This is a genomic window from Bradyrhizobium sp. HKCCYLS2038, from assembly GCF_051167655.1.
Taxonomy (GTDB): domain Bacteria; phylum Pseudomonadota; class Alphaproteobacteria; order Rhizobiales; family Xanthobacteraceae; genus Bradyrhizobium.
In genome coordinates, this window is record NZ_JBNPTM010000006.1 from 147,754 (window position 1) to 169,035 (window position 21,282).

At 65.4% G+C, this 21,282-nt stretch carries 27 protein-coding genes; 14 read left to right on the plus strand and 13 right to left on the minus strand.

Going from position 1 to position 21,282, the window contains the following annotated elements; all coding sequences use genetic code 11:
- Positions 1-104 precede the first annotated feature (104 nt).
- Positions 105-755 carry a glutathione S-transferase family protein gene (locus ACQR1I_RS25815; protein ID WP_434869461.1) on the plus strand — a complete coding sequence of 217 codons (651 nt, stop codon included), beginning with the start codon at positions 105-107 and terminating at the stop codon, positions 753-755.
- 302 nt (positions 756-1,057) lie between these two features.
- Here the strand turns inward: ACQR1I_RS25815 and ACQR1I_RS25820 are convergent, their stop codons facing one another.
- Positions 1,058-1,183 carry a hypothetical protein gene (locus ACQR1I_RS25820; RefSeq protein ID WP_434869460.1) on the minus strand — a complete coding sequence of 42 codons (126 nt, stop codon included), beginning with the start codon at positions 1,181-1,183 and terminating at the stop codon, positions 1,058-1,060.
- Positions 1,184-1,266: 83 nt separating this feature from the next.
- On the opposite strand from ACQR1I_RS25820, the gene ACQR1I_RS25825 reads away from it, so the two are divergent.
- The gene (locus ACQR1I_RS25825; RefSeq protein ID WP_434869459.1) at positions 1,267-1,461 is read left to right on the plus strand and encodes a hypothetical protein; all 195 of its coding nucleotides are present in this window, start codon (positions 1,267-1,269) and stop codon (positions 1,459-1,461) included.
- 60 nt (positions 1,462-1,521) lie between these two features.
- A complete protein-coding gene (locus ACQR1I_RS25830) occupies positions 1,522-1,983 on the plus strand; it encodes a GNAT family N-acetyltransferase (RefSeq protein WP_434869458.1) in 462 nt (153 codons plus the stop codon).
- Positions 1,984-2,443: 460 nt separating this feature from the next.
- Here the strand turns inward: ACQR1I_RS25830 and ACQR1I_RS25835 are convergent, their stop codons facing one another.
- From ACQR1I_RS25835 to ACQR1I_RS25845, 3 genes are all read right to left on the minus strand, one after another.
- On the minus strand, positions 2,444-2,764 hold the full coding sequence (locus ACQR1I_RS25835) for an antibiotic biosynthesis monooxygenase family protein (RefSeq protein WP_009026294.1): 321 nt from the start codon (positions 2,762-2,764) through the stop codon (positions 2,444-2,446).
- 169 nt (positions 2,765-2,933) lie between these two features.
- Entirely contained in the window at positions 2,934-4,145 is a 1,212-nt protein-coding gene (locus tag ACQR1I_RS25840) for a DUF1501 domain-containing protein (protein ID WP_434869457.1), read from the minus strand.
- Entirely contained in the window at positions 4,142-5,668 is a 1,527-nt protein-coding gene (locus ACQR1I_RS25845; protein WP_434869456.1) for a DUF1800 family protein, read from the minus strand. The genes ACQR1I_RS25840 and ACQR1I_RS25845 overlap by 4 nt, the downstream gene beginning before the upstream one ends.
- A 139-nt stretch (positions 5,669-5,807) precedes the next feature.
- Here ACQR1I_RS25845 and ACQR1I_RS25850 point away from each other — a divergent pair, with 139 nt between their 5' ends.
- On the plus strand, positions 5,808-6,029 hold the full coding sequence (locus ACQR1I_RS25850; RefSeq protein ID WP_434869455.1) for a cysteine-rich CWC family protein: 222 nt from the start codon (positions 5,808-5,810) through the stop codon (positions 6,027-6,029).
- The gene (locus ACQR1I_RS25855) at positions 6,026-6,709 is read left to right on the plus strand and encodes an HAD family hydrolase (RefSeq protein ID WP_434869454.1); all 684 of its coding nucleotides are present in this window, start codon (positions 6,026-6,028) and stop codon (positions 6,707-6,709) included. Before ACQR1I_RS25850 ends, ACQR1I_RS25855 begins: the two co-directional genes overlap by 4 nt.
- Here the strand turns inward: ACQR1I_RS25855 and ACQR1I_RS25860 are convergent, their stop codons facing one another.
- A complete protein-coding gene (locus tag ACQR1I_RS25860) occupies positions 6,710-7,405 on the minus strand; it encodes a glutathione S-transferase family protein (RefSeq protein ID WP_434869453.1) in 696 nt (231 codons plus the stop codon).
- Between the two features lie 33 nt (positions 7,406-7,438).
- Positions 7,439-7,672, minus strand: coding sequence for a hypothetical protein (locus tag ACQR1I_RS25865; protein ID WP_434869452.1), 234 nt, complete (start codon positions 7,670-7,672; stop codon positions 7,439-7,441).
- 213 nt (positions 7,673-7,885) lie between these two features.
- On the opposite strand from ACQR1I_RS25865, the gene ACQR1I_RS25870 reads away from it, so the two are divergent.
- From ACQR1I_RS25870 to uvrB, 3 genes are all read left to right on the plus strand, one after another.
- Positions 7,886-8,809: a LysR substrate-binding domain-containing protein gene (locus ACQR1I_RS25870; RefSeq protein WP_434869451.1), complete on the plus strand. Its 924-nt coding sequence runs from the start codon at positions 7,886-7,888 to the stop codon at positions 8,807-8,809.
- A 66-nt stretch (positions 8,810-8,875) separates the two neighbouring features.
- Complete coding sequence (locus tag ACQR1I_RS25875) at positions 8,876-9,088, plus strand: hypothetical protein (RefSeq protein WP_434869450.1); 213 nt, start codon at positions 8,876-8,878, stop codon at positions 9,086-9,088.
- Between the two features lie 502 nt (positions 9,089-9,590).
- Complete coding sequence (gene uvrB, locus ACQR1I_RS25880) at positions 9,591-12,653, plus strand: excinuclease ABC subunit UvrB (RefSeq protein ID WP_434869449.1); 3,063 nt, start codon at positions 9,591-9,593, stop codon at positions 12,651-12,653.
- Positions 12,654-12,867: 214 nt separating this feature from the next.
- Here uvrB and ACQR1I_RS25885 read toward each other — a convergent pair whose 3' ends face one another.
- The 4 genes from ACQR1I_RS25885 to ACQR1I_RS25900 form a co-directional block, all read right to left on the minus strand.
- Entirely contained in the window at positions 12,868-13,746 is an 879-nt protein-coding gene (locus ACQR1I_RS25885; protein WP_434869448.1) for a GGDEF domain-containing protein, read from the minus strand.
- A gap of 66 nt (positions 13,747-13,812) precedes the next feature.
- Complete coding sequence (locus ACQR1I_RS25890) at positions 13,813-14,043, minus strand: hypothetical protein (RefSeq protein WP_434869447.1); 231 nt, start codon at positions 14,041-14,043, stop codon at positions 13,813-13,815.
- A gap of 1,149 nt (positions 14,044-15,192) precedes the next feature.
- On the minus strand, positions 15,193-15,585 hold the full coding sequence (locus tag ACQR1I_RS25895) for a hypothetical protein (RefSeq protein ID WP_434869446.1): 393 nt from the start codon (positions 15,583-15,585) through the stop codon (positions 15,193-15,195).
- 154 nt (positions 15,586-15,739) lie between these two features.
- Complete coding sequence (locus ACQR1I_RS25900) at positions 15,740-15,970, minus strand: hypothetical protein (RefSeq protein ID WP_434869445.1); 231 nt, start codon at positions 15,968-15,970, stop codon at positions 15,740-15,742.
- 252 nt (positions 15,971-16,222) lie between these two features.
- On the opposite strand from ACQR1I_RS25900, the gene ACQR1I_RS25905 reads away from it, so the two are divergent.
- From ACQR1I_RS25905 to ACQR1I_RS25925, 5 genes are all read left to right on the plus strand, one after another.
- Complete coding sequence (locus tag ACQR1I_RS25905) at positions 16,223-16,666, plus strand: nuclear transport factor 2 family protein (RefSeq protein WP_434869444.1); 444 nt, start codon at positions 16,223-16,225, stop codon at positions 16,664-16,666.
- A 122-nt stretch (positions 16,667-16,788) separates the two neighbouring features.
- Positions 16,789-17,055 (plus strand): hypothetical protein, encoded by a 267-nt coding sequence (locus ACQR1I_RS25910; protein ID WP_434869443.1) that lies wholly within the window; start codon positions 16,789-16,791, stop codon positions 17,053-17,055.
- A 97-nt stretch (positions 17,056-17,152) separates the two neighbouring features.
- Entirely contained in the window at positions 17,153-17,593 is a 441-nt protein-coding gene (locus tag ACQR1I_RS25915; RefSeq protein ID WP_434869442.1) for a nuclear transport factor 2 family protein, read from the plus strand.
- Positions 17,594-17,734: 141 nt separating this feature from the next.
- Complete coding sequence (locus ACQR1I_RS25920) at positions 17,735-18,658, plus strand: hypothetical protein (RefSeq protein WP_434869441.1); 924 nt, start codon at positions 17,735-17,737, stop codon at positions 18,656-18,658.
- 152 nt (positions 18,659-18,810) lie between these two features.
- Positions 18,811-19,224 carry a hypothetical protein gene (locus ACQR1I_RS25925; RefSeq protein ID WP_434869440.1) on the plus strand — a complete coding sequence of 138 codons (414 nt, stop codon included), beginning with the start codon at positions 18,811-18,813 and terminating at the stop codon, positions 19,222-19,224.
- A gap of 348 nt (positions 19,225-19,572) precedes the next feature.
- On the opposite strand, the gene ACQR1I_RS25930 is transcribed toward ACQR1I_RS25925, so the two are convergent.
- From ACQR1I_RS25930 to ACQR1I_RS25940, 3 genes are all read right to left on the minus strand, one after another.
- Positions 19,573-19,722 (minus strand): hypothetical protein, encoded by a 150-nt coding sequence (locus ACQR1I_RS25930; RefSeq protein WP_434869561.1) that lies wholly within the window; start codon positions 19,720-19,722, stop codon positions 19,573-19,575.
- Positions 19,723-19,831: 109 nt separating this feature from the next.
- Entirely contained in the window at positions 19,832-20,311 is a 480-nt protein-coding gene (locus ACQR1I_RS25935) for a MaoC family dehydratase (RefSeq protein WP_434869439.1), read from the minus strand.
- Positions 20,311-20,769 carry a MaoC family dehydratase gene (locus ACQR1I_RS25940; RefSeq protein ID WP_434869438.1) on the minus strand — a complete coding sequence of 153 codons (459 nt, stop codon included), beginning with the start codon at positions 20,767-20,769 and terminating at the stop codon, positions 20,311-20,313. The genes ACQR1I_RS25935 and ACQR1I_RS25940 overlap by 1 nt, the downstream gene beginning before the upstream one ends.
- 217 nt (positions 20,770-20,986) lie before the next feature.
- On the opposite strand from ACQR1I_RS25940, the gene ACQR1I_RS25945 reads away from it, so the two are divergent.
- The gene (locus tag ACQR1I_RS25945) at positions 20,987-21,277 is read left to right on the plus strand and encodes a DUF4282 domain-containing protein (RefSeq protein WP_434869437.1); all 291 of its coding nucleotides are present in this window, start codon (positions 20,987-20,989) and stop codon (positions 21,275-21,277) included.
- The last annotated feature ends 5 nt before the right edge of the window (positions 21,278-21,282 follow it).

Sequence of the window (21,282 nt, forward strand, 5' to 3'; positions counted from 1 at the left end):
GCCCGCGCCCATCGGCATCATTGTCTGGCCGCATTGCGGGACGATCTGGCGTCCCGTCGCGTGATTCTGCGCCGCGGATGATTCCTCCAACTCGACATGGCCGGATGTACAAGCTCTATTCGATGCAGCGATCAGGCAACAGCTACAAGGTCCGCCTTGCGCTCGCGCTCCTGAACGCGCCTTATCAGGCGATCGAGATCGACATCCTGCGCGGTGAGAGCCGCACGCCGGACTTCCTCGCGAAGAATCCGAGCGGCCAGGTGCCGCTGCTGGAGGTCGGTGAGGATCGTTTCATCGCCGAGTCAAACGCGATCCTCTGGTATGTCGCCGGCGGCACGCCGCTGGTGCCGGAGTCACGCATCGAGCGCGCCGAAGCGCTGCAGTGGATGTTCTTCGAACAGCACGCGCTGGAGCCCAACATCGGTGCCGCCTATTTCTGGCTGCTGCTGGTGAAAGGCGGACGCGACCTGCAGACCCATGCGCTGGAAGACTGGATGGAGCGCGGCTACGCGGCGCTGCAGGTGATGGAGAACCATCTCAAGAGCAACGACTACTTCGCCGCGCGGCAGCTCACCGTCGCCGACATCGCGCTTTACGGCTACACGCATGTCGCGGACCGCTGCGACTTCGATCTCTCGACCTTCCCCAGGATCCGCAGCTGGCTGCGCCGGGTCGAACAGACACCGGGATTCGTCGCGATGGACTGGCAGCCGGCCCTGATCGATTCGGCCGGAATCGCTGCAGATTACGGTTAGGACGCGGCCCGTAAGACTACCGGCCGCCCGTAGAAGCGCGGAGAAAATACACGTCCAGGCGGGAACAGATACCTTCAACGCCATCCTTTCGCCGTTTTCAGCCCGCCCCCGCCGCAATCCTGCCTGTCATTACTGCAGAATTTACCTCTGCGAGTGATTCGCTCGCCGATGTACAGGTAAGGGATTCGACTAATGTACGGGTGGCGTCGTGCTTCCGTTCCGAAGGTCTCTTGCGTCCGAGACCGCACGTGGTCGCTCCTGCCGGGACGCTCTGACGAGCCGTCGCGCGCCAGCGAAGGCTTTCACGACACCGCGACACTCACGCTCCCGCCGCGCCTGACCAGCGTCGTCGCCGCGAGCATTGCCGTCGGCACGCTGTCGCTCGGCGTCAGCGTCAGCCTCGCCATGATCTCGATCCGCACGCTCATGTCGATCCCCGCTTAGCAGGAAGCCATTTTGACAACCCTTCGCGGTTTTCGCGACAACAGGCGATGATTGTCTCGCGCTCCAAATGGCGATGAAATCAACGGTCGTAATCGTTGCCGTGACTCTGGCACTCGCGATCCTGCTGGCGGCGTCACTGCTTGTCATCATCGAGCGGCGCGGCGAACTTTCGCTGTCGCCGCTGACCGAGGAAGGTCGAACGATCCAAGCCGCGAGGGTGAGGCCTCCGGCGCCGGATCCGGCGGTGCCGGTCACGGATTGATCGTCAGCCGTTCTCCGCGTATCGACAACCCGTTAACGGCCAACAGCGGGTGAAGTCCTCATGCATCAAGCACTCACGGTGCGTCCCATGGCGCGCGCGGACTATCAGAGCTGGCTGCCGCTGTGGGACGGCTACAATGCCTTCTACGGCCGCTCGGGTCCGACCGCGCTGCCGGCCGAGATCACCGCCGTCACCTGGGAGCGCTTCTTCGATCCCGCTGAGCCGGTGCACGCGCTCGTCGCCGAGAGCGGCAGCGAACTGATCGGCCTTGCCCACTATCTGTATCACCGCGCCACCACCACGATCGCGCCGCTGTGCTATCTCAACGACCTGTTCACGAGCGAAGCCGCCCGCGGCAAGGGCGTCGGGCGCGCGCTGATCGAGGCGGTCTACGCCGAAGCCCGGCAGGCCGGCGCGCCGCGGGTCTACTGGCAGACCCACGAGACCAACACGACGGCGCGGGCGCTCTACGACAAGCTCGCCGAACGCTCCGGCTTCATCGTTTACCGGAAAGCGTTGTAGCGCGAACAACTGTCACGCAGCCGTCACGCAGCGAGCCTAGTCTCCTCTCCAGCGCCTGATCACCCCCCGTCACCGATCACGCGTTTCAGCGGTCCCCGTCAGACGCCGTCTCTGACCGGGGCCGTTTTTTTTTGTGAAAGCGATTGCTGGACATTTCCAAGCGAACTGCCGCCCCAATCGGCGCTGCGCCCCCCTCTCCCCGTTCTTCACGGGGAGAGGGCCGGGGTGAGGGGCAGCGGCACGGGAGATGCAGACGATCTGCAAGGACTAATTCTATCAGAATAGAACAGCGAGTACGGCAACGGCGCCGATGCGAGTCCGATGGACCTGAGATCCGGGCTCAGTGTGTGCCATGCCCCTCACCCGGATTGCTGCGCAATCCGACCTCTCCCCGCAGAAGGCGGGGAGAGGTTAGTACCATCCGTGTCGAAACAGAATGCCCTTCTCCGAGCGTGGCGAGCTACTTCTTCCCACCCACCGTCTGCCTTACCTCGAAGCCTTCGAATTGCGGGGGGCCGAGATAGAGCGGCTTGTTATCGCCGGCGCCCTTGTGGGCCATGCGGAAGGCTTCGGACTTGGTCCAGTCCTCGAAGGCGGTCTTCGAGGCCCAGATGGTGTGCGAGGCGTAGAGCGTGTGGTCTTCGGCCTCCGGCCCCTTCAACAGATGAAACTCGACGAAGCCGGGCACCTTGTCGAGATGGCTGTCGCGCGACAGCCAGACCTGCTCGAAGGCGGCTTCCGAGCCCTTGGCGACGCGAAAACGATTCATGGCGATGAACATGGTGGTCTCCTGGATGATGTGCCGCAGGTCCAGGAATAGCAGACTTCACGCCGCAATGCGCCTCACGACCGCGCGGCCGATGCGGCGCTGTCATGCGCGATCGATGTCTTTCACGATCGATGTCTGGCACGATCGAAGGCGGCCGTGAGCGAAGCGCCGCAGGCGGGACTTACGCCACCAGCCCCTTGATCGGCTTCACGGCCGCGCTCTCCGGAAACACGCTGTCGCCGAGCGCACGCTCGCTCACACCGAGATGATCGTTGAGCACGCCCTTGAACACCGCGCGCAGATCGGTGGTCGGCGCGAGATCGCGGCCCTGATAGAGGCTCGCCATCTTCAGCGTCGGCCAATCGGCGATGACGCGGCCGCCCTTCACGGCGCCGCCGGCCAGCAGCGCGATCGTGCCGGTGCCGTGATCGGTGCCCTGCGTGCCGTTGATCCGCGCGGTGCGGCCGAACTCGGTTGCGACCACCACCACCGTATCGCGCCAGCGCGCACCGAGCCCGCTCTCGAATTCGGCGAGCGCGCCGTCGAGCCCCGACAGCAATTGTGCGAGCCGCCCGACCGCACCGCCTTCATTGGCGTGCGTATCCCAGCCGTCGAAGGCCAGCGCGGCGATGCGGGGACCGTCATCGGCCGCCATCAGCTTCGCGGCACCACGCGCGACCTGGCGCATCGCCGCAATCTGATTGCCGCCGGGCTTCGGCTTAATGTCGTCGCCAAAGGCGACCTTCTCCAGCTTCAACCCTTGCAACAGGGCCGACGCGAGTGCGGGATCACGATGCGCATAGAGATCGACCAGCCGCATCGCGGTGTCGTCATCGGCCTGCGGCAGGGTCACGGGCGCCCAGCCGACGGTGGGCGCTGAGCCGCGCAGCACCAGCGGCGCGGTCGGTCCAACGGCGAGCGCACTGGAGACGCGGGGGCCGCGCGGCAGGGCTTCCAGCGCGCGATTGAGCCAGCCGGACTGCACGCGGCCGGGGCCAGCAAAGCCGCTTTCGAGCACGTCCTGGCCGTCGAAATGCGAGCGCTCGCGATACGGCGTCGCGACCGCATGGATCACCGCCGCTTGCTTGTCGCGGTACATGCGCGCGAATTCCGGCATCGACGGATGTAGCGCAAAGAACGAGTCCAGCGGCAACGCCGGATGCGCGCCGTCGGATGCCAGCGCGATCACGCCATGCAGTCCGGCATAGTCGGGATCGCCGATCGGCGCGACGGTGGCGAGCCCGTCGAGCGCGCCGCGCAGGATGACGACGATCAGCCGCGGATCGCGCTGATCGGCGGCACGGGCGAATTTCGGCACATAGGCCCAGGCGGCGAAGGATGCGCCTGCCAGCAGCAGCTGACGCCGCGAGGTCATGATCCGCTGCATCATCATCTCCTCTGGAATTCCGGCGACATCAGCAGCAGCGCCAGCGCCTGCTGGCGCGATTCCGCACGTTCGATCGTGCGCCGCGTCTCGGTCGAGGCCGCGTCGCCGGCGACGAGATCGAGCAGTTCGCGCGGATCGAGATTGTTGCCGAGGCGCGAGGCGAGCTGCGCGGAGATGTCGAGCCGCAGCTTCATGCCTTCCGGCGCGGCCCACATCGCATTGCTGTCGGCAAAGCCGTTCGGCCCGGCCGGCGACCATAGCGGCTGGCCGAGCGCGTTGAGCGAGTTGAGATAGAAGCCGGGATCCTCGGGCACGCGCGCCAACAGACGGCCGCCGGCCATCAGGAACTCATAGGGCGAGCGGATCTTGGTCAGCGGCGCGGACCAGGCTTCGTCGGCATCGACCAGCGCCAGCGTGACCGCCTTGAGATCGCCGTCGGTCTTCTTGAACACGGCCTCGAGCCTGGCCACGAGCGCAGGCGGCGGATCGTCGGCGACGAAATGGCGGACCAGCTTGGTGGCGATGAATTTCGCCGTCGACGGATGGCGCGCGATGTCGGCGAGCGCCGCCTCGCCCTGCGCGAGGCCATCGTCCTGATAGATCTTGCCGAGCAGCGTCTGCGATCCCGGCTGATGCGCGTTGGCATTGAACACGAAGCTGCCTGGGGCGCCGTTGCGGGCATTGCGGCCGGCAAAGCTCCAACCGGTGATGATGCGCGCCAGCGACGTCACGTCGTCCTGCGTATAGCCGCCGCCGACGCCGAGCGTATGCAGCTCCATGATCTCGCGCGCGAGATTCTCGTTGAGGCCACGCTTGCGGTTCTGGCCGGCGCGCGAGTCCGGCCCGAGCGATTCCTGATTGTCCAGAAAGAACAGCATCGCCGGATGCTGCTCGACAGCCTTGAGCATGTCGGCGAAGCGGCCGAGCAGATGCGGCCGGATCGCCTCGCGCTCGAACGCGCCGGCCCACATCCGCGCCAGCTCGCCCTTGCCCGCGGAGATGCAGAAATGGTTCGACCAGAACGCCACCAGCCGTTCGGTGACGCCGCAATCGGCGAGCACTGTGCGCTGCAGGCGCGCCAGCGCTTCGGCGCGGAACGTCTTCTGCACGACGTTGAGCGGCTGCTGCGGAGGCTTGGCCGGTATCGGCTGCATCGCAGGCGCCGCCTCGCCTGCCGCTGGTGTCATGCTGGGGGTCGGGGTTGCAGACGGCGCCGGTGTCGGCGCGTCGGCGGTAGTCATCGACAGGCCGCGCGTCTGGCCGGGCTGCTCGGGCGGCGGCTCCGACTTTGCCGCCGCTTCGCGCGCCCGCTTCACCTCGTCTTGATAGGCAAACACCGCCTCCGCAAGTGCAGGAGTGCCTTGCAGGCCCGGCACCTCGAGCAGCGCGCCGGTGGGGCGGCTGAGTTCGGCCTTGACGAAGCCGCGCGGATCCGACGCCGCGTTGACGAGATCGCCGGACGCGCCGCCGCGCGCGCCGAAGCCGAAGCGGTTCAGCGCCACCAGAGCTGCCTGCGGATCACGCGCCATGCCTCGTCCTCGTCGTCTGCACCAGCATGAGTGCGTCGCCATCGTCGCGGGGTTCGACGGCGACGCGCTGGCGTCCGGTATTGCTGCGCATTATAGTTGGCCCAGCAGATGAACCGGACGTGAAAAGGACGGGCCGGACGTGGTTCCGAAGGTTACAAAGCGTTTAGCAAACGTTACCGCGCGACAGCTCGTTTGCGAGTCCTGTGGTACCTCGTTCAGCTGCGATCCCGGCGGTTCCTGCTGGTGCTTCGCGGAACAGGCGCGGCTGCCGCTGCCCAAGGCGGGTCAGAGCGGCTTCAAGGATTGCCTGTGCGTCAACTGCCTGACACGTCTGGCCGCCGAGGCGGAGCCGACGCGATGACGCGTTGGCATGTGGAGGCCGTCCTGATCGACATGGACGGCACGCTGCTCGATACCGAGAAGGTCTATCTCGAAGCGTCCATCGCAGCGCTGAACACGCTCGGCTACACCGACGGCGTCACCGAGCTGTGCCATGCCATGATCGGCATTCCCGGGCCTGACAACGAGAAGACGCTGCGCGATCGTTTCGGCGACGATTTCCCGCTGGTCGAGGTCAACCGCCTGTTTGCTGCCAAGACCGTCGAGATCCTGCAGGCGGGCATGCCGCTGAAGCGCGGCGTGATCGCGCTGCTCGATGCGATCGAGGCGGCCGGGCTGCCGAAGGCCGTCGTCACCGCGTCGTCGCGCAGCACGGCGGCGGAGCATCTCCGCCTCGCGCGCATCGATCACCGCTTCGACGCGGTCCTGACCCGCGACGATGTCAGCCGCGCCAAGCCGCATCCCGACCTCTATCTGCTCGCCGCGGAACGGCTGAGGACCCGCGCGCCAGCCTGTGTCGCGATCGAGGATTCCAATCCCGGCGTCGCCGCCGCCCATGCGGCCGGCGCGATCACGCTGATGGTTCCGGACATCGTGCCGCCGACCGCGCAGTCGCGCGACAGATGCGTGGCCGTGCTGCCGCATCTCGACGCCGTGCGCGAGATGCTCGGACTGCACCTGCAGCCGGTGCCGTCGCCGTGATCAGACTGGATGGGCCGGCGACTTGCGCGCCAGCGCGTCGAACGCGTCGAGCAGCCGCTCGCGCCAGGCGTAGACGCTGTCGCTCTCTTCCAGCAGCCTGAACGGGCTGACCACGCGCGCCCATTGGAAGCCGCCGAAAACGATGTAGTCGGCATAGTCTGGCGCGTCGCCGCCGATGAAGGGTTGCGTCTTGAAGGTCTGGCGCAGCGGCTCCAGCGACTTGCGGAAGCCGATCACGGCCTGGTCACGCGTGGCCATGATCTCCTCGAGGCTCTTGCCGAACCGCGCCTCGCGCGAGGCGCGGAAATAGGCGGCGTCCTCGGCGGCGAGGTTGGTCGGGATGTCGGCGATGATCAGCGGAAAGATGCCGCCGACGACGGCGATGTCGCCCCAGGCATTCATGAAGCGGGCCATCGCGCGGCCGCCGGCGCCGCCGAACAGCGACGGCCGGTCCGGATAGCTGTCCTCGAGATAGTTCGCGATGGTCCAGGAATCGGCCATGGCCCGATCGCCGTCGAGCATCACCGGCACCTTTTCCGATCCGTGCGCCGCGATCGCGCTCTTCTCGGTGAAGCGCCAGGGCACGGACTCGACGCTCAGGCCCTTGTGCGCCAGCGCCATGCGCGTGCGCCAGCAGAATGGGCTGAACGGGCGCCCCGCATCGCGGCCAACGAGTTCGAACAGCTTCAGTGCCATGCCCGGTCGATCCTCCAGTTGATGGATGGATTTCTACCCCACGGCACGGCCGTTGTCGCGCAGCAGCTGCGCGCCGGCATCCGTGACGACGATGCAGAGGCCCGCCCCGGCGACCGCCTGCCGCGCGACGTAGCCGAGATCGGCGGCATCCTCCCACACCGTCAGGCGCGGACAGCTGGTCCGCCAGCTGTCGATCACCTCGGCATGGCTGCGCGGCGCGCGCGCAACCCATTCGACGAAATCCAGCACCAGGGGATCTGCGCTCATCTCAGCCTCACTCCGCCGCCACCGGGCTCCGCGCGATCAGCATCAGCCAGCCGGCCATGCCGAACAGGAACGCCGTCGTGACCATCAGCAATTTAAGCGCTGCAATCAGAACGGGCTTCACGGCCGGTCTCGTTCGCGCAGCAGGATGACGTACTAGCCGCGCCGGCACAAACCGGGTTATCTTGCCCTCCATCAGTTTTCCTGAGGGCTGACATGCGGCGGCTTCTGTTCCTGAACGGCATCAAGGCATTCGAGGCGGCGGCGCGCACCGGCAGCTTCGCCGCGGCCGGGACCGAGCTGAACGTCTCCGCCGCCGCGATCAGCCGCATGGTCAACCTGCTCGAGCAGCGCCTCGGCGTGGTGCTGTTCGAGCGCAAGGCCAACCGGCTGGCGCTGACGGCGGCCGGCCGCGCCTATCAGAGCGGGCTGACGCCGATCTTCGATGCGCTGTCGAGCCTGACCGCGCAGATCATGGCGCCGTCGTCGATGCGCGTGCTGACGCTCGGCGTCGGCCCGACCTTCGCAATGAAATGGCTGATCCCCCGGCTCGCCGATTTCAGCAAGGAGGAGCCCGACATCGAGGTCCGCATCACCACCGGCGGCGCGGCCGTGCCGTTCGGCGACGATTGGAGTTGCGGCATCAGGCTCGGCGACGGCGCCTGGCCGGGCCTCGTCGCCGAGCCGCTGTTCGCTGCGGACCTCGTGCCGGTGTGCACGCCGCGACTCGCGGCCACCCTGAAACGCCCGAGCGACCTGAAGGGACCGAGCCTGCTGCGGGTGTCGCATGCCGCCGAGGACTGGTCGCTCTGGTTGAAGGCGGCCGGGATCACCCGCGTCACCGCGCGCGGCACCGAGTTCGAATATTATGGCCATGCCCTTCAGGCGGCGATCGACGGGCTCGGCGTCGCGATGGGCATCCGCCCCTATATCGACGACGACCTCGCCGCAGGACGATTGGTTGCGCCGTTTGCTTTGACCGTCCCCAAAGGCGAGCGATGGTATTTGGTCTACCGCAGCTTTCAGGCGGGCCAGCGCGATTTCGCGGCATTCCGGCGCTGGGTCATGCGCGCAGCGGCGCGGTCCGCGACCGGGAACTCACAGCGACGCGATACAACAAAAAAAGATCCCGCGCTGTGAACCTGTTCACATTTCCGCAGACGTAACTGATGCTGTCATTGCGATCCGGACATCCTGGATCGTGCCATGACGTATGTTTACGACGATTTCGCCATCGAGCCCTTCGAAGCAGGTCGAGGCTTGTGGCACGCGCGGATTCGCCGCGCGGACAGGACTCCGGTGGTGATCAATGGTGTTTCGTTTCCTTCAGTTGAAGTCGGCTTTGCATGGTGTGATGCAGAGAAAGCCATCGCCGATGCCAAGAACCACATCGATCGGTTCCGCGAGCGATGGTCATAGTGCGGCGAATTTGCAGCCATTGCAGGATATCGACCGAACCCCGGGAAACGACGGATAGCGCAGTCCGGGACAATCTCGGAGAGTGAAACCATCGAGAGGTGATCTATCCGATACGAGCATTCATCCATCATTCGACTGCCAAATGTATTCGTAATGCGGACTGCAATTCATGGCTGAGCCTGCCGTCAGACACCTCACTTATTCGGTTCGGACGCGATGCCCGGACTGCGATGCGGAACTGAGCATCCTGAGCGTCATCAACGGGCGTGCCGGTTCCGAGTATTGGGCCCTGCAGTGTGTCGTCTGCGAGGGCGTTCATCTCGACATCGTCGAGCCCCCGACCCGACACTGATCAGTCGCAGCGGAACCTGTTTCCGCCGCGCGGATCACCTCCTGCAATCGATTGTCCAGGTCATCGCTGCTGCCAGCATGCTGTCAGCAAGCTGTCGGCCGATGAGCAATCAGTCTTTCATGTCGGCGCGTTCGGTCCCATATTCGGGCCATGGCGAAGACCCCTGAGACCCCCAAGAAGCCCGGCCGAACACCGAAATCCAAAGCGCACCGGCCCGATGTTCAGCCGATCGCGCCGGCACTCGCCGAGCTGCTCAATCCAGCTATCAACCGGGGCGAGAGCGGAATCGGTTCTTCAACCGGATTGAAACCACCGCCCGACAATTCGTGGGACCGCCGCAGCGGCGGCGAAGCAGCCGCCCATCGCGCGCGCGCGTCCACGCGCGACAAGAGCGCTGATGTCGCGACGGGTTCGCCGCACGCCGACGAATCGCGCGACTCACGCGCGCCCGGCGAGGGAGCAACCGGCTTTGCCGAAGCGCCGCAAGCCAACTACGGCACGGCGGCCACCATTCCGACGCTCGATCCCGAACTGGCGCGGCAGCTCGGCCTGCCCACGGCGGAGGACGACGACGAAGCGCTGGCGCGGCCGCCGCGCAGCAAGATGGAGGCGCTCGGCGTCAAGGCGACGGCCGAGGCGCTGGAGGCGCTGATTCGCGAAGGCCGACCGGAGTTTCGCACCAACGACGGCGCGCTTAAGGTCTGGACTCCGCACCGGCCGCCGCGCCCGGAGAAATCGGAAGGCGGTGTCCGCTTTGAGATCAAGTCGGCCTATGAGCCCAAGGGCGATCAGCCGCAGGCGATCAAGGAGCTGGTCGAGGGCATCGACCGTAACGACCGCACCCAGGTGCTGCTCGGCGTCACCGGCTCGGGCAAGACCTACACCATGGCCAAGGTGATCGAGGCGACACAGCGCCCGGCCCTGATCCTGGCGCCGAACAAGACCTTGGCGGCCCAGCTCTACGGCGAGTTCAAGAGCTTCTTCCCGGACAACGCGGTCGAGTACTTCGTCTCCTATTACGACTACTACCAGCCCGAAGCCTACGTCCCGCGCACTGACACCTATATCGAGAAGGATTCCTCGATCAACGAGCAGATCGACCGGATGCGCCATTCGGCAACGCGCGCGCTCTTGGAGCGCGACGACGTCATCATCGTTGCCTCGGTGTCCTGCATCTACGGTATCGGCTCGGTCGAGACCTACACCGCGATGACCTTCGCGCTGAAGAAGGGGGAGCGCATCGACCAGCGCCAGCTGATTGCCGACCTCGTCGCCCTGCAATACAAGCGCACGCAACATGATTTCACCCGCGGCACCTTCCGTGTGCGCGGCGACGTCATCGACATCTTCCCGGCGCACTATGAGGACCGCGCCTGGCGCGTGAATTTGTTCGGCGACACCGTTGAAAACATCGAGGAATTCGACCCGCTCACCGGCCACAAGCAGGACGAGCTGGAGTTCATCAAGGTCTACGCCAATTCGCACTACGTCACGCCGCGCCCGACCCTGGTGCAGGCGATGAAGTCGATCAAGCATGAGCTGAAGATACGGCTCGACCAGTTGCATGCTCAGGGCCGGCTGCTCGAGGCGCAGCGGCTGGAGCAGCGCACGACGTTCGACATCGAGATGATGGAAGCGACCGGCAGCTGCGCCGGCATCGAGAACTACTCGCGCTATTTGACCGGACGCCGCCCAGGCGAGCCGCCGCCGACCCTGTTCGAATACGTCCCCGACAACGCGCTGGTGTTCGCCGACGAGAGCCACGTCACCATCCCGCAGATCGGCGGCATGTTCCGCGGCGACTTCCGCCGCAAGGCGACCTTGGCCGAATACGGCTTCCGCCTGCCGTCCTGCATGGACAACCGCCCGCTGCGCTTCGAGGAATGGGACATGATGCGGCCGCAGACGGTCGCGGTGTCGGCGACCCCGAGCGGCTGGGAGCTCAACGAGGCCGGCGGCGTGTTCGTCGAGCAGGTCATCCGTCCCACCGGCCTGATCGATCCGCCGGTCGACATCCGCCCGGCCCGCACCCAGGTCGATGATCTCCTCGGCGAAGTCCGCGCCACGGCGCAGAAGGGCTATCGCTCGCTGATCACCGTGCTGACCAAGCGCATGGCCGAGGACCTCACCGAATATCTGCACGAGCAGGGCATCCGCGTCCGCTACATGCACAGCGACATCGACACCATCGAGCGCATCGAGATCATCAGGGATCTCAGGCTTGGCGCGTTCGACGCGCTGGTCGGCATCAACCTGCTGCGCGAGGGCCTCGACATTCCCGAATGCGCGCTGGTCGCGATCCTCGACGCCGACAAGGAAGGCTTTCTGCGCAGCGAGACGTCACTGATCCAGACCATCGGCCGCGCCGCCCGCAACGTCGACGGCAAGGTGATCCTCTATGCCGACCAGGTCACCGGCTCGATGGAGCGCGCGATGGCCGAGACCACGCGCCGCCGCGAGAAGCAGGTCGAGTACAACACCGCCCATGGCATCACGCCGGAGAGCGTGAAGAAGTCGATCGGCGACATCCTCAACTCGGTCTACGAGCGCGATCATGTGCTGATCGAGACCGGCGGCGGCACCACCACCGACGACATCATCTCGATCGGGCACAATTTCAAGGCCGTGCTGGCCGATCTCGAAACCCGCATGCGCGAGGCCGCCGCCGATCTGAACTTCGAAGAGGCCGCCCGCCTCCGCGACGAGGTCAAGCGCCTGCGCGCCACCGAACTCGCCGTCGTCGACGACCCCACCGCCAAGCAGCGCACCGTCCAGGACAAGGCCGGCGCCTACGCCGGCACCAAGCAATACGGCGCCGCCGCCAATTTGCCGACCACAGCGATGAAGGGCCGCGGCGGCGCGCGAGGCGGCTCGAAGTCGCGCGAGCGCGACCCGCTGGCGCCCTCTCTTGATGACATCACGGGTGGTGCCTCTTCCCCCTCTCCCCGTTCTTCACGGGGAGAGGGTCGGAGTGAGGGGCGCCCCACGGGGACTCCCTCCACCTCCAAAGTCCACAAACCCCACCTCGACGAAATGCACGGCCCGGAATCCCTGCCCTACCGCCCCAACGCCAAGCTCCCACCAAAACCCTTCGGCGGCAGCAGCAAGATCATCCAGCCGACCAACTCCCGCGAGTCCGGCCCGGAATTCGGCCCAGCCCCGCGCTCGACCGGCGGCGCGCCGGGGAAGCGCGGCGGGTGGAAGAAGCGGTGAGCCATCGGGATCATCACTTCCTGCGATCACAGACACCGCGGCGCAGAGAGCTGTCAGTCAGGAAACTCGTGATGCCCGGGCTTGTCCCGGCCATGACGATGTGGGAGCGGTCGGGCTCCTCAGCAGCAGTCGGCCTATGCGCTTTGACTTCGCATTCGGCAGCGAGGTTCGCTCTTCAGCATCTCTACAATCACTCGACAAGTAACGCTCGATCTCAGCTCGACACCGCGGTCCTGTGATCGCGAACCTCGTCGTCGGCCGGCTGCAGCCCCGGCGCATCACTGAGCCCGCGGCTCCGCCTGACCAGATCCACCAGGCCGCCCGTCGTCGGGCGCGGCTCGACGCGGTTGCGGCCGGATTGCTTGGCCCGGTACATCGCCTCGTCGGCCTCCGCCAGCAGCGTCTCGATCGAATAGGCTGACGGGCCGATCGTCGCCCAGCCGATGCTCGCCGTCACGTTCAGCATTTGACCCGCGACCACCGGACGCGCAGCTTCGACCGTCGCGCGCAGATGCTCGGCCATGGCGAAGGCGTCGGCCGCGTCGGTGTCCGGCAACAGCACGACGATCTCCTCGCCGCCGATCCGGGCCACCACGTCGTCAGCGCGAACGGCGCTCGCGATCGCCGACGCGACGGCGACCAGGGTGTCGTCTCCGCCCTTGTGGCCATGACGGTCGTTGATAGCCTTGAAACGGTCGACGTCGATGAACAGCAGGGACACCGGCTGCATCCCGGTCTCTGCCGCCGCCAACACGCCATGGCCGCGCGCGATGAAGGCCGGCCGGTTGAGCAGGCCGGTCAGGCCGTCATGCGCGGCGGCATATTCCAGCTGTTTGCGGCCGAGCTCGATCCGTCGCAGGAAAGCGGCCGTGCGAACATTGTAGCACTGGTACAGGGCGCCGATGGCGACGAGACCGAAGCAGAACGTCGGCAGCGCGTTGTCCGACAGCACGAGGAGGCCGGCGATGCGCGACGCCACGACGATGGTCGCGGTGACGGCGAGCGTCGCCCAGCCGGCCCGCGATCCCAGCAGCAGGAAGGTACCGCCGGCATGGGTGAAGAACCAGACATAGCGCAGCTCGTCGCCCGGCATCGTGTAGAGCGCGATCAGGAACAGCAGATAGGCGTTGCCCGCGGCGACCCATGCGAGCGCCTTCGACTATTGCGGTCGGACGTGCAGCAGCGTCGCCGTGGCGATGCTGACGGACATGCTGACGAGATTGGCCGTGAAGATGACAGGCGACAGCCAGAACAGGCCGAACACCGCCGAAAGGTCGAACAGCGCGGTGAACGCGGCCGTGACCAGCGCGACGAGGAGAGAAAACATCCTCTTGAACTCGTCGTGCTCAGCCGATGCGACCGAGGCCTGGGGTATCATCCGTCCCTTCATGTCCAGGTCCTTTGCCCCCAACGCGGACGGGCTGCGCTCCGGCGATCTCGTTATCGACGGCTTCCTAGGAAAGTAGCAGCGAAGCGCGCAAAGGAGCGTGCGCCGCCGCGCGACAAATAGAACGAAAGCGTAAGCTTGCTGTTTACATCAGCGGCATGGCGGCTTCGACGGCGGTGTAAGAACACCTATTGCTGACGCGCCTGCTCCTGGATTTTTCGGTCAGTGAGGTCAGTGTACGAGGATAGGCCCCGTCTGGCCGCCGAGGCACTCGGGCACGCTGCGGACGGCGCCACCTCTCCCCGCCCTTTGCGGCAGGGCGATCACATACAGAGAGACGAACTGTCGCAACGAAACAGTCCTGACAGTTAGTTACTCCGCCATGCCCGCGCTCGTCCCGCCTGCGCGGCCGAAGCCGCTTCGGCGCGGCGAAGGCCCGGGCATCCACGTGGTTCTCGGCGTACTGAACGACGTGGATGGCCGGGACAAGCCCGGCCATGACGACGTGGAGACAGAGGAGCACACCACTCGTGCAACGAAATTCCTGCACCCGAGGTGATCATTATCCTCAGCGAACTTCTGATAAAAATAAACATCTTGCGTATTTTCGGAAATCATGATTATCTCCGCGCATCCCGCCTCACCGCAGAGGGGCGTTGCGCGCGATCGTCACGACACGCGAGGTGGGGATGCGATGGCCGCGATGGAGCCGCAGCATGCTGATCCAGCGTGCCGACGAACGGCTCGGCGCGGACGTGAAGTCGCAGGGTCCTGATACCCCGACGCTGGTATCACGCGCTGATGCGTAAGCATCATGCGCAATGGTGGCCAACAAGCCCGGCGCACCAGGGAGACTGCGTATAAGCGTGAAACCCATCGCGCAGGGAATGCCGGCGTGTTCGGCTTTGCCTGTGGTACTGCCGCCTGCATTTCTTTCTGCAGGCGGGCCATGGGTGAGGCCCTCACCCGGCATTCCCTGCGCCCTCTGCACTGTTTGCGAGGGACCAACTAAGAGCAGACCTCGGGCGCGTCGCGCCGCGAGATCGAGATGGCGTGTCGCGTGCTGTTTGAGATGTGAAGCAGTCTCTTTCCACGTGTCGTCCCGGACAAGCTGTGGGACGACGGCGGTGGGTGTTGCGCGAGATGCGCGTCTCAGCCCATCGCGAGCGCGGCCACCGAGAGCAGCGCGAGCATGACGGTCGTGCTCAAGAGCTGCAGCGATGTTTCCGGCTGCGTGCGCCAGCGCAGCACCTTGTCGGCGAAGCCTAGCGTCGCGTCGTAGAACACGGCGGCATAGGCCTGCTTGAGCAGGCGCTGAAAGCGCGGACCGGCCGCCGAGACCATCAGCACGTGGATGACGGTCGCCGATATCACGAAGCCCAGGATGCCGGGCCGCAGCGCGGTGCTGTGCGCGAGCTTCAGGATCAGCGCGGCCCCGGCATAGGTCGGAATGGCCTGGAACAGCGCGGTCAGCGCCATGCCTTCGAGCAGGTTAAGAGACGCCGGCTTCGGCGTCGATGTGCTGGGGGAGGATACGGCGAGCATGACGGGGACATCCGGTTGCGGCGGTCCTCGGCGAGGACCAGACCGCATCCGTGTAGCTGGCGGCGGCTGCGGTGACCGTGAGCCCCATCACGCCGGGCCGCGTCGCGGCCGGCTGACGTGAGGTCGCGTCAAGAGCAGGCGACGCCGGGTTCGACTACATCCGGCCCTGGCCGTTCACCTGGGTCTGCTGCTCCCGGCGATCCTCCTGCTTGGCGCGGTGACGTCCATAGAGGCAGCCCGCGGCGGCGCCGAGCATGCCGTGATGACCGGCATAGTGACCGGCAACGCCGCCGACGATGGCGCCCTTGATGCAGCCCTTGGCCTCGGCGGCCTGCGTGGAAAGCAGCGTGAGCGCTGCGACGGAAACGGCGATCATGGTCTTCATGATGAGACTCCGAAATGGATGTTGCCGAGTAACGTCGGCGCGGCGGTGCGGTTCCCGCATCGGCGCGATGCGAACCTCATGGCCCGAAGCGGTGACCAAAGGCTCGGACAGCGGCGCGATCCGCCGCCAAGATTCCATTCACCCTGCCGATGTATTGTACCAGCCGGCACTCCCACAGGTGATTGACGGCGGTGCGCCGACCTCTCCAACAAGGTCAGAGCCGACGCGGGCATTCCAGTCAGTGGAGACAGGATGATCGAGCACATCAACAAGCAGCGGGTGCGCAAGCTGCTCGAGGCCCACGCCGCCGGCGATTTCGACGCCGTGCTGGCCAGCTGCAGCGACGACGTCGAGCACTTCGCCTCGGCGCCGATCGACATCTTCCCGCATCTCGGCCGCCGCTCCGGCAAGGCGGAGGTGCGGCAGATGTGGGAAACGACCCGAAATCGCTATGCCGAAGTCAGGCACGAGATCAAGGTGATGATCTGCGAGGGGGATCAGGTCGCCGCCGACCTCCGCGTCTTCCTGCGCAAGCGCGACAATGACCGCATCGTGCAATATGACCTCGCAGCCTTCTATACCCTGCGCGACGGCCGCATCTGCCGGATCAGGGAAATCATGGACACGTTCGACCTGGTGCAGCAGGTGCTCGAATGCGACCTCAGCCGGCTGCTGATCGCCGACTCTCCCCGCTGACGCAGCAAGCGTTGCCCGCCAGGGGGCTGATCACGGAAACGTCACCGAATTCGGCCGTCCTGCTTTGAACCTCGCTTCGACGCCCCGAACCCATTTCCGGGTGGCATGCGGGGCATGGCGATATGAAGATTGCATTCCTGGCGATGGCAGGTCTGGTGATGGGGGTCGTCGGCGGCGCCACGATCGGGATCGGGATCGGGCTGGCCTGGATAGAGCTGTGCAACACCAGCGAATTCGAGGGCTATGCGGGCATGCTCGTGTTCTTCACCTTCATGCCGCTGGGCGCCCTGGTCGGCGGCCTCGCCGGCGCCACCCTGTTCGGCATGGCGGCCTTTCGCGAGCACGAGGTCGCCGTCGCCCGGCGGCACGTGCTGAGAGAGGTGCGCTGAGATTGCAACCCCGCGGCCAGCGGCCGAGATTCGGCATCGGTGGCGTGGCCTGACGGCTGATGCGTCATCTTGCGAGCCAGATCAGGGATCACCGGACATGACCGAGCACAGCCTCTGGCGTCTGTCGCGAGCCTTGCATCGCGCGATCAACGACCACCATTTCGACGCGCTCGCCGAGTTGCTCGACGACGACGTGGACTGGGCCATCTACGGCCCGATCGACATGTTCCCGTTTCTCGGCGCGCGCCACGGCAAGGCCGCGGTGCTCGAAGCGATCCGGCAGATCGGGAATGCCGTGCATATCCGCAGGCTGGAGCGCGAGACGCTGATGCTGGACGAGAGCGGCGCCGCCACGATGGTCCGCTGCGCGATGACGGCGCAGGATTCCGACAAGCCAATCACCGCCCGGCTGGCGCAGTTCATGCAGTTCCGCGGCGGCAAGCTGGCGCGGTTGCGGATCCTGATCGACACGTTCGATCTGGTGGAGCAGACACTGGGCCGTCCGATCAACCTGCCGCGGATCGGCAACGTCGCATGATGGCCGGATGATGCCCGCGGGCCCGCGGGGCTGTGGATCGGATCGCGACAACCCAACACATCGTGATTGGCGCGGTCATAATTTCGCGCCAAGATTCCACCATATTTCGACCGGCAGGTTCGGGCGGCGGGGGTTGCTCTCATGACATCGTATGGTTGCGTGCTGGCGGTTTTCACGGCCAGCCTCGGTTGCCTTGTCTCCGCGGCGCAAGCCCAGACGTTGATGCAGGCGCCGCAGCCGACGCAATCGACCCCGTGGCAACAGATCGCGCCACAGGACGGCGATGAGGATGAGGCGGAGGCGCAGGCATCCGCGGCCGATCCGATGAAGGGCATCGATGTCGACAAGCTCGACTGGAGCCAGCTTGCGATCGACGAGACAACCTTTCTCGATCGCCCCGAAGCGGCGGCGGCGAAGCGCAGGGCAGCCGCCGAGAAGGCGGCGCTCGACTGGTCCAACCAGAACAAGGGCAGCGCCGCGTCCGGCGTCTCGGTCAAGCAGTCGGTGTCGCCGTTCTGGGATGCACGGGTCGGCGCCGACATGACGGTTACGCGGCAGCCCACGACGATGTCCGAACTGCTGGCGGAGAAGGCCGAGAACGGCGGCAGCACGCCACAATCCGGCGGCTCGGCCTGGGCCGCAGTCACCGCGCCCGGCGCCGGCACGATCTGGGACACGACCGCGATCGAGGCTCGCGTCGATCCCGGCTCCGACCAGGGCCGGCTCGGCACCACCATCACCAAGGCCGTGCCGCTCGATCATTACAATCTGACTTTGCAGAACGGCTACAACGTCACGCAACAAGGCATGGTGCCGCTCCCCGGCGGGACGAGCCGCACCAGCCGCAGCTTCGACACCGAGCAATCGGCGAAGCTTTCGGTCAAGGATACCGGCACGAGCGTCACCGCGGGTCAGACGATGTCGTCGAGCGAGGAGAAATGGCTGCGCAAGGTCGGAGCCGAGCAGAAGCTGTCCGATGGTCTCAGCGTATCCGGTGCGATCGGCGAAACGGCGCAGGGCGGCACCAGCAAGAGCATCTCGGCCGGCTTCAAACGCAGCTGGTGAAGCTTAAGGATTGCGGCGGCCCGCCACGAATGATCGAACGGTCGCCGCAGCTTCGCCGCGTTGCGGCCCAATTTCGCCGCACTGATAGGCTTTGAGAATTTCGTCGTGCGGGGACACCGCGCTCATATGAACGCGAAATGAGGAATGAGCCGATGAATGCTATTCGTCCGGACAAGATCGAAGGAACTGAAACCGAGCTGGATCCAGATCTCGCCGCAGTCTCCGAGGTCGAAGCCGGCATTCGTGATTTCGTCCGCAATGACATCGCCTATCTGCGCCGCCCCAACGCGACCGCCACGGCCGAGGCCGTCATCGATGCCGATGCGGCCGTGAACAGCGTCACCACGCTGATTCAGCGTGTCGCCGGCACCTCGCTGTCGGAGATCGAGAACCTGATCGGCGAGCTAGAGAACCTGCGGGAGCTGCTGCATGCCGAGGGTCAGCGCGTGCAGCGCGAGATCGCGAGCTATGCCCAGCTGAGCCAGGCGGCGATGAAGTCGACCCGGGCGATCGCCGAGAACGTGACGCAGTGGAAGCGCGCCGCCGACGGGCTTCGCAACAACTGATCTCGTTTGCCGGACGCATTCCGAAGCCGTCGCGCGATGACACCGCGCGGCGGTTTCGCCTTTCCAGCGCTGCATTTTTGAACGCGTTGCGGCGTCCCCGCGACCAACACGTGCCCGTTTCCTCACGGGCCCGTAGCGTCAGGGGCTGTCATTTTGATGGAAACGATTAGACCTGAGAACACCGATCCGATTCCGCTCAGGCAGGAGCCTCAGCGGGTGGGGACCATCATGGTCCGCTTCTTGGGATTGCTGGTGATTGCCATCGCGGTCATGGTGCTCATCTGGAGCCGCTAGACCCGCTCGAGCAGCGCCCGCGCTGCCCGCCTTCGTTAACGAACAGTTAAACCGTCACTCGCTGATGGAAGCAGAGCTCTCAAGCGAATACGAGCCGTCGGCGTAGCCCTTCACGACCATTCCGGTCGCGAGCATCACCGCAAGCGTCACACTGGCAAAGATAAAGCCGAGGAGTTTCAGACCACTGCGATCTGCCATACTCATCCCCCACATCCTGATCCCTGATGGGCTGTCTTATAGAGTCCGGGTTCAAAATGCGTTAGCGGGAAGTTCGTTCCGCAAAGACAATCCTACGCAGCGTGACCTTTTCGCCTCAACCATTGTTCCGTCGTGGCACAAAGGCCGACGCAAGCACCGAGAACACCAGTTCGCCGCGCTGATTGACGCCGGTATTGCGCGCCTGCAGCAGGCCCCATTGCGGTCGCGACGCCGATGCGCGCAGCGAATCAATTTCGCTGGAGAAGGTAATTGTATCGCCGGCGAGCACCGGCTTCAGCCAGCGCAGCTCCCGGAAGCCCGGCGACGGTCCGCCGAGCACGACCGGCTCTCCGCGCGAGCGCGCGATCTCCGCGAGCCGTTGATTGTCGGCGACGATCAGCTTCATGCAGACCGAACCGACGTGCCAGCCCGAAGCAGCGAGCCCGCCGAACAGCGAGTTGCGGCCTTCCTCCTCGTCGAGATGAAAGCGCTGCGGATCGAATTGCCGGGCGAAGCGTTTGATCTCGTCGGCCGTGAATGTGTAGCAGCCGAGCTCGCGGCGCTGGCCGACCTGAAGATCCTCGAAGAACCGCATCAGCTCACCTGCCCGCCGGCGCGCCGCTCGACGATGATCGGGGACACCATCTCGCAAAGCCGTTGGCCGGCCTTGTTGCGCACGCTGCATTTGAACGTCACGATTCCGGTCGACGGCCGACTGCGCGATTCGCGCGCTTCGACGACTTCGACATCGAGCATGAGCTCATCATCGGGGCGCAGCGGCGACAGCCATCGGACCTCGTTGACCCCCGGTGAGCCGAGCGAGGCGGTGCGACCGATGAAGCCGTCGAACATCATGCGCATCATCAGCGAACAGAGATGCCAGCCCGACCCGGAGAGGCCCTTGAGCATCGACTGCAAGGCAGCCTGCTCGTCCAGATGCATCGGCTGCGGATCGAATTCGGATGCGAAGGCAATGATTTCGTCGCGGGTGACGTGGCGGGGGCCGAAACTGCCGAAATGGCCTTGCGGAAAATCTTCGAAGCTGAGGGTCATGACCACCGGGAATGGCTGCAGAAGCCTGATTGTGGCCGCACTTTGCGGCAATCACAACTGGGGCCCTCGCATGGCTGCCCGTTGCGGTCGCTGATCTCATTCTGACGGCTGCAAAAGCCGAGAACGAGGTCGGCGCGCCTGTTCGTCATCTGGCGTAAGACCAGAGCACCACTTAAAGACGATTTGCCTGCGATTCGGAATTTGCTGGGGGATCAGGATGTTGGAATTTCGCGATTTGTTCCAGTGGGACCGTTTCATCACGCCCACCATCATCAAGACGTTCTATTGGCTCGTGGTCGCGCTCATCATTCTCTCGGGCATCCGCGGCATCTTCCAGGGACTATCGGAGATGGCGATCAGTCCGTTCGGCGGTTTCCTGATGCTGCTGTCCTCGCTCGCCGGCATCATCGTCGGCATGGTGTTCTCGCGCATCATCGCCGAGTTCGTGCTGATCGTCTTCCGCATCAACGAGCATCTCGGCGCGATCCGCGAACAGGGGCGGATGTAACCGCC